This window comes from Micromonospora sp. CPCC 205561 (assembly GCF_036906775.1).
Taxonomy (GTDB): Bacteria; Actinomycetota; Actinomycetes; order Mycobacteriales; family Micromonosporaceae; genus Micromonospora.
Genome location: NZ_JBAKHV010000009.1, coordinates 1 through 11,176 on the forward strand (window position 1 = coordinate 1; position 11,176 = coordinate 11,176).

The following is an 11,176-nucleotide window of genomic DNA, read 5'->3' on the forward strand; positions in this document are numbered from 1 at the left end:
GCTGGTGCTCGGCTTCGGCGGCGCGGCCGCCGGCGCGCTGGGCGCCGCGCCCGCCGCGGCGGCCCCCGGCGCTCCCGAGGTCCCGGAGGCCGCGGGCTTCGGCCGCCCCTCCGGTGGCGTCGGCAGCGGCGCACTGACCTTCAAGCCGGTCCCGCCGAACACCCTGGACACCCTGGTCGTGCCGAACGGGTACGACCACTCCGTCGTCATCCGCTGGGGCGACCCGGTCGTCCCGGGCGCCCCCGAGTTCGACGTACGCGCCCAGAGCGCCGCCGCACAGGCCCGGCAGTTCGGCTACAACAACGACTTCGTCGGGGTGCTCCCGCTCGACGGGCGCGGCCAGCGGGCGCTGCTCGTGGTGAACCACGAGTACACCAACGAGGACCTGATGTTCCCCGGCTTCACCAGCCAGGACGCGCTGACCGTCGAGCAGCTGCGGATCGCGATGGCCGCGCACGGCATGTCCGTGGTGGAGCTGGAGCGCGTGGACGGCACCGGGCGGTGGCGGCCGGTCACCAGGGGCCGGCGGCCGTACAACCGGCGGATCACCGCGCTGGCCACGAAGTTCGAGCTGACCGGGCCGGCCGCCGGCTCGGCCCACCTGCGGACCGCCGCCGACCCCAAGGGTCGTACGGTCGTCGGCACCCTCAACAACTGCGCCGGCGGGGTCACCCCGTGGGGCACCGTCCTCTCCGGCGAGGAGAACTTCAACCAGTACTTCGTCGGCGGCGACGCGGTGACCGAGGAGGCGAAGCCGAAGCTGGCCCGGTACGGCATCACCACCACCGCCCGCCACCCGAGCGGCAGCCGCAAGTGGGAGCGCGCCGACGAGCGGTTCGACCTGGCGAAGCACCCGAACGAGGCCAACCGGCACGGCTGGATCGTGGAGGTCGACCCGTACGACCCGGAGAGCCGCCCGCGCAAGCACACCGCGCTGGGCCGGTTCAAGCACGAGGGCGCGAACGTCATCGTGGCGAGGAGCGGGCACGTGGTCGCGTACATGGGCGACGACGAGCGGTTCGACTACCTGTACAAGTTCGTCTCCGACAAGAAGTTCATGAAGGGCAGCTCCTGGGTGGCCCGCCGGCACAACCTGACCCTGCTGGAGTCGGGCACCCTCTACGTGGCCAAGCTCGACGAGACCAGCGCCGGCGAGATCGACGGCTCCGGCCGGCTCCCCTCCGACGGCGCGTTCAACGGCCGGGGCCGGTGGATCAGGCTGGTCAGCGGCAACCGCTCGTACGTCGACGGGATGACGGCCGCCGACGTGCTCACCTTCACCCGGCTGGCCGGCGACAAGGTCGGGGCGACCAAGATGGACCGCCCGGAGGACGTCGAGCCGAGCCTGCTCACCGGCAAGGTGTACGTGGCGCTGACCAACAACACCGACCGCGGCAAGGCCGGCAAGCCGGCCGCCGACGAGGCCAACCCGCGCAACCTCAACAAGCACGGTCAGGTGCTGGAACTCGTCGAGGACCGCGGTGACAACGCGGGCGAGAGCTTCGCCTGGTCGCTGCCGATCGTCGCCGGCGACCCGGCCGACCCGTCGACCTTCTTCGCCGGGTACGACAAGACCAAGGTCTCCCCGATCTCGTGCCCGGACAACGTGGCGTTCGACGCCACCGGGAACCTCTGGATCTCCACCGACGGCAACGCCCTGGGCAGCAACGACGGCCTCTTCGCCACCGCCGTCGAGGGACCGGAACGGGGTCACCTCAAGCAGTTCCTCACCGTTCCGGTGGGCGCCGAGGCGTGCGGCCCGTTCATCACCGGCGACAACCGCTCGGTCTTCGTGGCCGTGCAGCACCCGGGTGAGCTCAGCGGGGCGTCGGTCGAGAACCCGGCCTCGAACTGGCCGGACGGCGACTACGCCAAGCCGGGCGTGGTGGTCGCCTGGCGCCTGGACGGCGGCCCGATCGGCAGCTGACCCCTCCTCGGGCGGTCCCGGGACCGGACCGCCGCCGAGGGCCCTCTCCCAGCCAGGGGGAGGGCCCTCGGCCGTTCGGGGCGCCGCCGGGTCAGCCCTCGGCGGCCAGGCTGTCGGCGATGGTCCGGGCGACCGTCAACAGTTTCGCCCGGACCACCCGGGCGGAGGTCATCATCTCGCCGGCCGGCAGCGCGCAGGCCAGCACGACCCGGCGCTCCATGTCCTTGTCCGGGCTGACCAGCACCGCGGCGCAGGCGACGCCCTGGCGGAACTGCCCCAGCTCCAGCTGCATGCCCCGCCGGTCCCCGGCGGCCAGGTCGACCTCGAACGCCTCCGTGCTGGTCAGGGTGGCGGAGGTGAACGGGCGCATGCCGTACTCGCGCAGGTACCGGAAGCGCTGCTCGACGGTGAGCGTGGCGAGCAGCGCCTTGCCGAGGGCGGTCGCGTGTGCGCCCTCGTCGAAGCCGGGCACCAGGTCCTCCAGGTACGGCGAGCGAGGGCCCTCCGCGACGGCCGTGAGCGCCACCTGGCCACCCACGAACCGGCCGAGGTAGTGGCTGTAGCCCGTGTCCAGGGCGGCCCGGCGCAGGCTCTCCCCGACCGCCGGCGGCCCCCGGAACGCGGTGACCAGTTCGCGGTAGCGGTCGGCCACCTCCAGGCCCACGATGTAGGTGCCGTCCTCGCGCCGGATCACGTAGCCCTCGTAGGCGAGGGTGCGGACCAGGTGGTAGGTCGTCGCCACGGTCAGCTCGCAGCGCCGGGCGATCTGCTTGACGGTCAGTCCCTTCGGGGCACGACCGACCGACTCGAGCACGCGTAGCGCTCGGGACACGCTCCGGATGAGATCCGAAGGTTCCGCCAAGGGGTCGCGCACAACCACCTCCGCCGCCGGGGACTTACACCATATGAAAAACAGGCCCGGTGCGAAATGCCTGTTCGGGTGGAGGATGCCAGATCGGCATCCACAGCGGGTACGACGACAGGCACGATGCGTGACGCGATCGCGGCTCGCGTCGATCCGCCGCACCAACGGCCGACGCGCCCCACGCCGCCCACGCGAACGCCGTCACCGTCGCCCGCGTCCCGCCGGTCTTCCGGTCGGCGGTCGCGCGGTGCGGACGGGTGCTGCTCGCCGCCGCCCTGCTGCTCGCCGCCGGTGAGCCCGGCCGGGCCGGCCCGGCCGGAGCGTCAGCTGGTGCGGTCGGCGATGTAGTCGCAGAGGGATTCGAGGGCGCGGCGGGCCGGCCCCTCGGGCAGCGGCACGAGCCGCTCCCGGGCCTCCTCGGCGTAGCTGCGGACCGTCTCCCGGGCCCGCTTGAGCGCCGGGCTCTCGCGGAGCAGACCGAGGGCCTCGGCGTGCAGGTCGTCGTCGGTCAGCGGGCCCGTCGCCAGGATCTCCCGCAGCCGCACCGAGGCGGCGTCGGCGTCGTCCGAGGCGAGCGCGTAGAGCACCGGCAGGGTCGGCACGCCCTCGCGCAGGTCGGTGCCGGGCGTCTTGCCCGACTCCACCGACTCCGAGGCGATGTCGAGCAGGTCGTCGGAGAGCTGGAAGGCCATGCCGATGGTCTCGCCGTAGCCGGCCAGCGCCTCGGTGTGCTCCGGGGCGGCACCCCCGAACATGCCGCCGAAGCGGGCCGAGGTGGCGATCAGCGAGCCGGTCTTGCCCGCGATCACGTCGAGGTAGTGGGCCACCGGGTCGTCGCCGGGGCGGGGGCCGACGGTCTCGGCGATCTGGCCGTGCACCAGGCGCGCGAAGGTGCGCGCCTGGAGGCGTACGGCCTCGGTGCCCAGGTCGGCGGCGATGTCGGCGGCGCGGGCGAAGAGGTAGTCCCCGACGAGGATGGCGACGGAGTTGGTCCACCGGGAGTTGGCGCTCGGCGCGCCCCGGCGCACGGCGGCCTCGTCCATCACGTCGTCGTGGTAGAGCGTCGCCAGGTGGGTGAGCTCCATCACGACCGCGGCCGGTACGACCTGCGCGCCGGTCGGGTCACCGAACTGCGCGCCCAGCGCCACCAGCAGCGGGCGGAACCGCTTGCCGCCGGCCTCGACGAGGTGCCGGGCGGCCTCCGTGACGAACGGGTCGGCACTGGCCACGCTGGCCCGCAGCTCGGCCTCGACGCTCTCCAGCAGGCCCAGCACGGACGCCTCGACGCGGGGGTCGGCGAGATAGAGGCCGAGCGCGCCGAACTGACTCGTGCTCAACCTGGTCCGACGGCCGCCGGACCCGGGGGCACCTGAACGCTCGCCAGCCGGATTCACCACGCCATCAACCATGCCACACCCCTCCGACCTGCCCCGGACGGGGGATACGGCGCGGGGGCCGGCACGCCACGGCGTGCCGGCCCCCGCGGACCCGAGCGTCGGTTCATCTGACGAATTCGGCGGCGCCCGACGCCAGGTCGAGCAGCGGCGCGGGCGCGACACCGAGGACCAGCGTGGCGAGCACGCCGATCATCAGCGCGGCCGAGGTCAGCCCGCCGGGCACCGCGACGGTCGGCGTCGACTCGCCCGGCTCGGAGAGCCACATCATCACCACGACCCGCAGGTACGGGAAGGCCAGCACCATGCTGGTCAGCACGCCGGCGATCACCAGCCACGCGTGCCCGCCGTCGAGCGCCGGGCCGAAGACCGCGAACTTGCTCGTGAAGCCGCTGGTCAGCGGGATGCCGGCGAAGGCCAGCAGGATGAACGTGAAGACCCCGGCGTAGAACGGCGAGCGGCGCCCCAGCCCGGCCCAGCGGGACAGGTGGGTGGCCTCCCCGTCGGCGTCGCGCACCAGCGTCACCACGGCGAACGCGGCGAGCACCGAGAAGCCGTACGCGACCAGGTAGAACATCGTCCCGGAGATCCCGTCGGCGCCCGGGGCCAGCACGCCGACCAGCAGGTAGCCGGCGTTGGCGATCGAGGAGTAGGCCAGCAGCCGCTTGATGTCGGTCTGGGTGACCGCCAGCACCGCGCCGACCAGCATCGTCAGCACCGCCACCGCGCCGAGGACGGGGGTGAAGTCCCACCGGGCCCCGTCGAAGGCGACGTGGAACACCCGCAGGAGGGCGCCGAACGCGGCGACCTTGGTGCAGGCGGCCATGAGGCCGGTGACCGGCGTCGGCGCGCCCTGGTAGACGTCCGGCGTCCAGACGTGGAAGGGGGCGGCCGCCGCCTTGAAGAGCAGGCCGATGGCGAGCAGCGCCATACCGGCGAAGAGCAGCACCGGGCTGGCCGGGGAGTTCGTGACGGCGGCGTCGATGGTGGCGAAGTCGACACCCGCCTGCCGGCCCGGCACGCCCGAGGTGAAGCCGTAGATCAGGGCCACCCCGAAGAGGAAGAAGGCCGAGGCGTACGCGCCGAGCATGAAGTACTTCAGCGCGGCCTCCTGGCTCAGCAGACGCCGGCGGCGGGCCAGCGCGCAGAGCAGGTACAGCGGCAGCGAGAAGACCTCGAGCGCGATGAACATGGTCAGCAGGTCGTTCGCCGCCACGAAGATCAGCATGCCGCCGATCGCGAACGTGGTCAGCGGGTACACCTCGGTGAGGCCGTTCTTGCCCTCGGCCTGCCGCCTGTCGTCGGCCGACTCGGCCGTGACGGCGGCCTGGGCGACGAACGCCCCGCCCCGCTCCACCGAACGCTCGCCGATCAGCAGCAGCGCCATCGCCGCGAGGACCAGGATCGCGCCCTGGAGGAAGAGCGTCGGCCCGTCCACCGCGATCGCCCCGCCGATGGTGATCTTCCGCTCGTCGGCGGCGAGCACCACCATGGTCAGCGCGGCGAGCACCGCCAGCAGGGCCAGCGACAGCTGGACCACGTGCCGGAGCCGACGGGGCACGAACGCCTCGACCAGCACGCCCAGCAGCGCGGCACCCAGCATGATCAGGGTTGGCGCGAGCGCCGCGTAGTCGATCGAGGGGAGTTGCAACTCGCTCACTTTGCCGCCTCCTGGACGGTGCCGCCCGAGGTCGGGGCGGGGTCGGTGCTGCCGACGTCCTGCATGGTCGCCTGCACGGCCGGGTTGATCACGTCGGTGACCGGCTTCGGGTAGAAGCCGAGCAGCACGATCAGCGCGATCAGCGGGGCGACCACGAACTTCTCGCGCAGGTTCAGGTCACGCCGCATGCCGTCGATCTCGGTCAGCGCCGGGTTGAGCGTGCCCTGGGTGGTGCGCTGCACCATCCACAGCACGTACGCCGCGGCCAGGATGATGCCGAGCGTCGCGATCACCGCGACCGGCTTGTTCACCGTGAACGTGCCGATCAGCACCAGGAACTCGGAGACGAACGGCGCGGTGCCGGGGAGCGCGAGCGAGGCCAGACCGGCGAAGAAGAGCACCCCGGCCAGGAGCGGCACGAGCTTGCCGGCCCCGCCGAAGTCGCTGATCAGCGCCGAGCCGCGCCGGGCGATGAGCATCCCCACCACCAGGAAGAGCAGGCCGGTGGCGAGCCCGTGGTTGACCATGTAGAGCACCGCGCCGGTGCCCGCCTGGGTGGTGAAGGCGAAGATGCCCACGCCGATGAAGCCGAAGTGCGCGATCGAGGTGTAGGACACCAGCCGCTTCAGGTCGTTCTGGCCGACCGCCAGCAGCGCGGCGTAGATGATGCCGATCACCCCGAGCGCCAGCGCCCACGGGGCGAACCACCTGGCCGCGTCCGGGAAGAGCGGCAGGCAGTAGCGCAGGATGCCGAAGGTGCCGACCTTGTCGAGAACGCCGACGAGGAGCGCCGCCGCGCCGGCCGGAGCCGCGCCACCGGCGTCCGGCAGCCAGGTGTGGAACGGGAAGAACGGCGCCTTGATCGCGAACGCGAGGAAGAAGCCGAGGAACAGCCAGCGCTCGGTGCCGGTCGAGATGTCCACCTGGGACAGCGCCTGCCAGTCGAAGGTCTTCCCGCCGACCACCCAGAGACCGATCACCGCGGCGAGCATGAACAGACCGCCGACCAGCGAGTAGAGGAAGAACTTCACCGCCGCGTACTGCCGCTGGTGGCCGCCGTAGCTGCCGATGAGGAAGTACATCGGCACCAGCATGACCTCGAAGAACACGTAGAACAGGAAGACGTCGGCGGCGGCGAAGACGCCGATCATCGTGCACTCGAGGACGAGCAGCAGGGCGAAGTAGACCGGCACCGACCGCTTCGAGGACTCGGCGTCGTGCCACGACGCCAGGATCACCAGCGGCACGAGCACCGCGATCAGCATCAGCATCACCAGCGCGATGCCGTCGGCGGCGAAGGTGAAGCTGACGCCCCAGTTCGGGATCCACGCGTAGGACTCGCGGAACTGGAAGCGGTCACCGCCGACCTCGAAGGTCACCCACATGACCACCGACAGCACCAGCACCAGCAGCGACCAGCCGAGCGCCACCTGCTTGGCCAGCTCCGGCCGGCTGCGCGGCAGGAAGGCCACCACCAGGGCACCGACCAGCGGTGCCACGGTGAGCACCGAGAGGAACGGGAAGTCGGACATTATGCGGCCTTACCTCCGTCGTCACTGCGCGGTCCGCCGGTGACGGCCGCCTGGAAGAGGTCGATCACGCCAGCCACCCCGCCTCGACGGCCAGGAACGCCGCCAGGACCAGCAGCGCGCCGGTCAGGATCGAGGTGGCGTACGACCGGACGAAGCCCGTCTGGAGCCGCCGGAGCCGGCCCGAGCCGCCGCCGATCGTCGCCGCGAGGCCGTTCACCAGCCCGTCGACGCCCCGGTTGTCGAGGTAGACCAGCGCCCGGGTGAGGAAGATGCCCGGCTTCTCGAAGACCGCCTCGTTGAACGCGTCGGTGTAGAGGTTGCGTCGGGCGGCGGTGACCAGCACCCCGGCCCGCTGCGGCGCGGTGGCCGTGCCGTTGCGGAACAGGAACCAGGCCAGCCCCGCGCCGAGGACGGTGACCAGCAGCGAGAGCACCGTGATCACGGTGTGCGAGAGCACCGCGTGGTGCCCCTCCTCCTGGCCGCCCAGCCCGGCGGTGGCCTCCAGCCAGTCGGGCACGGAGGTGGCGAGCAGGAAACCGGCACCCACGGAACCCGCGCCGAGCAGCATCAGCGGGATGGTCATCAGGATCGGCGACTCGTGCGGCTGCTCGATCTCCTCCGTCCAGCGCTTCGGCCCGTGGAAGGTGAGCACGAAGAGCCGGGTCATGTAGAACGCCGTGAGCCCGGCGCCGAGCAGCGCGGCCATGCCGAAGAGCCAGGCCGTCCAGTCGTCCCGCTCGAACGCCGCCACGATGATCGGCTCCTTGGAGAAGAAGCCGGAGAACGGGAACATGCCGATGATGGCCAGCCAGCCCATCATGAAGGTGATCCAGGTGATCTTCATGTACTTCGACAGCCCGCCGAAGCGGCGGATGTCCACCTGGTCCTTCATGCCGTGCATGACCGAGCCGGCGCCGAGGAACATGTTGGCCTTGAAGAAGCCGTGCGCCAGCAGGTGCACGATCGCCAGCGCGTACGCCGCGCCGCCGAGGCCGACGCCGAGGAACATGTAGCCGATCTGGCTCACCGTCGACCAGGCCAGCACCCGCTTGATGTCGTCCTTGGCCGCGCCGATGACGCAGCCGATCAGCAGCGTCAGCGCGCCGACGCTCACCACCACCAGCTGGAGGGTGGAGTTGGCCGAGAAGATCGGGTTGGACCGGGCGATCAGGTAGACGCCGGCGGTGACCATGGTGGCGGCGTGGATGAGCGCCGACACCGGGGTCGGGCCCTCCATCGCGTCCGGCAGCCACGCCTGGAGCGGGAACTGGCCGGACTTGCCGGTCGCGCCGAGCAGGAGCAGCAGGCCGAGCACCAGCACCGTGGTCGCGGTCAGCGAGCCGACGCCGTTGAAGACCTCGTCGTACTGGGTGGTGCCGAGGGTGGCGAACATGATGAAGATGCCGATCGCCAGGCCGGCGTCGCCGACCCGGTTCATCAGGAACGCCTTCTTGCCGGCCGTCGCGGCGCTGGGCCGCTCGTACCAGAAGGAGATCAGCAGGTACGACGCCAGGCCGACGCCCTCCCAGCCGAAGTAGAGCATCACGTAGTTGTTGCCGAGCACCAGCAGGAGCATGGCCGCGACGAACAGGTTGAAGTAGGCGAAGAACCGCCGGCGCCCGTCGTCGTGCGACATGTACTCGACCGCGTAGAGGTGGATCAGGAAGCCCACCCCGGTGATCAGCAGCACGAAGACGGCGGCCAGCGGGTCGAAGAGCAGACCGAAGTCCACCCGCAGGTCGCCGACCGTGATGAAGTCCCACATGCTCAGCTCGACCGACTTGTTCTCCAGCCCACGCAGCTGGAGGAAGTAGGTCAGGCCGAGCACGAACGCGGCGCCGATGGCGGCCACCCCGAGCCAGTGCCCCCAGCGGTCCGCCCGCCGGCCGAGCAGCAGCAGGATCGCCGCGCTGACCAGCGGGATGGCCACCAGCAGCCAGACGCTGCCCAGCAGCCCGTCCGCCGTCGCGTAGGCGACGGTGCCCGCCGGCTCAGCCGGGGCGTTCGTCAGAATCGTTCCCACCGCAGGACCCCTCAGTACTTCAGCAGGTTGGCGTCGTCGACGCTCGCGGAGCGCCGGGTCCGGAAGATCGCCATGATGATCGCGAGCCCGACCACGACCTCGGCCGCCGCCACCACCATCACGAAGAACGCCATGATCTGGCCGTTGAGGTCACCGTTGATCCGGCTGAAGGTGACCAGCGTCAGGTTGGCCGCGTTGAGCATCAGCTCGACGCACATGAAGAGCACGATCGCGTTGCGCCGGATCAGCACACCGACCGCGCCGATGGTGAAGAGCACCGCGGCCAGCACCAGGTAGTAGTCGGGCGTCATCGCTGCGCCAACCTTTCGTTCGCGACTGCGAGGCTCGCAAGCTCACTCCTCGCGCTCACTTGTCCGTCCCCTTCAGGGTGGTCTCCTGGGCGGTCAGCTCGCGCACCGGCAGGATGTCCGGGGTGCTCCGGTCGGTCAGCCGGCCGTCGGGCAGGCGGGCCGGGGTGGCCACGGAGGACGAGGTCGCGAAGACACCGGGGCCGGGCTTCGGGCCCGGGTAGTTGCCCGGGGCGAAGCGGGCCCGCATCGTCTTCGGCTGGTCCATCTTGTCCTGCTTGCGCCGCTCGATGTGGGCCAGCACCATCGCGCCGACCGAGGCCGTGATGAGCAGCGCCGAGGTCAGCTCGAAGGCGAAGACGTACTTGGTGAAGAGCAGCCGCGCGATGCCCTGGACGTTGCCCTCGGCGTTGGCCTGCTCCAGGCCGACCGCCGTGGTCCCCTCCAGCGCCCGCCAGAGCGCGCCGCCGACCAGGCCGCCGAAGCCGAGCCCGAGCACCACCGCCGCGATCCGCTGACCGCGCAGCGTCTCGATCAGCGAGTCCGAGGCGTCGCGCCCGACGAGCATCAGCACGAAGAGGAACAGCATCATGATCGCGCCGGTGTAGACGATGATCTGCACCATGCCGATGAACGGCCCCGCCTGGAGCACGTAGAAGACGCCCAGGCAGAGCATGGTCAGCACCAGCCAGAGGGCCGAGTGCACGGCGTTGCGCGCCACGACCATCCCGATCGCGCCGATCAGCGCCAGCGGGGCCAGGATCCAGAAGGTCACCTGCTCCCCGCCGGAGACCCCGCCCGCCGCGGCGAGCACCGTCTGCGTGGTCATGCTCCGTCTCCCTTGGCCGCCGCGGCCCGCTGGGCGTGCTGCTCGGCGCCGGGGAAGGTCACGCCGGGGTGCTCCTCCACCTGGTACCGACCCGGGTTGTTGGTCGAGTGCTCCGCGCCCGCCGAGGTGCCCGGGTTGGTCAGCGCACCGACGTAGTAGTCCTTCTCGCTGTCGCCCAGCCGCATCGGGTGCGGGGGCTGCTCCATGCCCGGCAGCAGCGGCGCGAGCAGCTGCTCCTTCGTGAAGATCAGATCCTGCCGGTCGTCCCGGGCCAGCTCGTACTCGTTGCTCATGGTGAGCGAACGGGTCGGGCAGGCCTCGATGCAGAGACCGCAGAAGATGCAGCGGGCGTAGTTGATCTGGTAGACGCTGGCGTACCGCTCACCCGGCGAGAAGCGCTGCTCGTCGGTGTTGTCGCCGCCCTCGACGTAGATCGCGTCCGCCGGGCAGGCCCAGGCGCACAGCTCGCAGCCGATGCACTTCTCCAGCCCGTCGGGGTGCCGGTTGAGGATGTGCCGCCCGTGGTAGCGCGGCGCCGAGACCGGCGGCTTGAACGGGTAGTCGGTGGTGACGACCTTCTTGAACATGTGCGAGAAGGTGACACCGAAGCCCTTGAACGTTCCGGTGATCGCGCCCAC

9 protein-coding genes are annotated in these 11,176 nt (G+C 71.1%); 1 reads left to right on the top strand and 8 read right to left on the bottom strand.

Features of this window, described 5'->3' with window-relative positions:
• On the top strand, positions 1–1,927 hold a 1,927-nt coding region (locus V6V16_RS07845; protein WP_334560949.1), incomplete at its 5' end, for a PhoX family protein.
• A 91-nt stretch (positions 1,928–2,018) separates the two neighbouring features.
• On the opposite strand, the gene V6V16_RS07850 is transcribed toward V6V16_RS07845, so the two are convergent.
• From V6V16_RS07850 to nuoI, 8 genes are all read right to left on the bottom strand, one after another.
• Complete coding sequence (locus V6V16_RS07850) at positions 2,019–2,801, bottom strand: IclR family transcriptional regulator (protein ID WP_334560951.1); 783 nt, start codon at positions 2,799–2,801, stop codon at positions 2,019–2,021.
• Positions 2,802–3,115: 314 nt separating this feature from the next.
• Positions 3,116–4,201: a polyprenyl synthetase family protein gene (locus V6V16_RS07855; RefSeq protein WP_334560953.1), complete on the bottom strand. Its 1,086-nt coding sequence runs from the start codon at positions 4,199–4,201 to the stop codon at positions 3,116–3,118.
• 91 nt (positions 4,202–4,292) lie between these two features.
• On the bottom strand, positions 4,293–5,846 hold the full coding sequence (gene nuoN, locus V6V16_RS07860; RefSeq protein ID WP_334560955.1) for an NADH-quinone oxidoreductase subunit NuoN: 1,554 nt from the start codon (positions 5,844–5,846) through the stop codon (positions 4,293–4,295).
• Positions 5,843–7,378 carry an NADH-quinone oxidoreductase subunit M gene (locus tag V6V16_RS07865; protein ID WP_334560957.1) on the bottom strand — a complete coding sequence of 512 codons (1,536 nt, stop codon included), beginning with the start codon at positions 7,376–7,378 and terminating at the stop codon, positions 5,843–5,845. Before V6V16_RS07865 ends, nuoN begins: the two co-directional genes overlap by 4 nt.
• 64 nt (positions 7,379–7,442) lie before the next feature.
• Entirely contained in the window at positions 7,443–9,401 is a 1,959-nt protein-coding gene (nuoL, locus tag V6V16_RS07870) for an NADH-quinone oxidoreductase subunit L (RefSeq protein ID WP_334560959.1), read from the bottom strand.
• An 11-nt stretch (positions 9,402–9,412) separates the two neighbouring features.
• Positions 9,413–9,712: an NADH-quinone oxidoreductase subunit NuoK gene (gene nuoK / locus V6V16_RS07875; protein ID WP_089002424.1), complete on the bottom strand. Its 300-nt coding sequence runs from the start codon at positions 9,710–9,712 to the stop codon at positions 9,413–9,415.
• 55 nt (positions 9,713–9,767) lie between these two features.
• The gene (locus V6V16_RS07880) at positions 9,768–10,538 is read right to left on the bottom strand and encodes an NADH-quinone oxidoreductase subunit J (RefSeq protein WP_334560963.1); all 771 of its coding nucleotides are present in this window, start codon (positions 10,536–10,538) and stop codon (positions 9,768–9,770) included.
• Positions 10,535–11,176 carry an NADH-quinone oxidoreductase subunit NuoI gene (gene nuoI, locus V6V16_RS07885; RefSeq protein WP_334560964.1) on the bottom strand — a complete coding sequence of 214 codons (642 nt, stop codon included), beginning with the start codon at positions 11,174–11,176 and terminating at the stop codon, positions 10,535–10,537. The genes V6V16_RS07880 and nuoI overlap by 4 nt, the downstream gene beginning before the upstream one ends.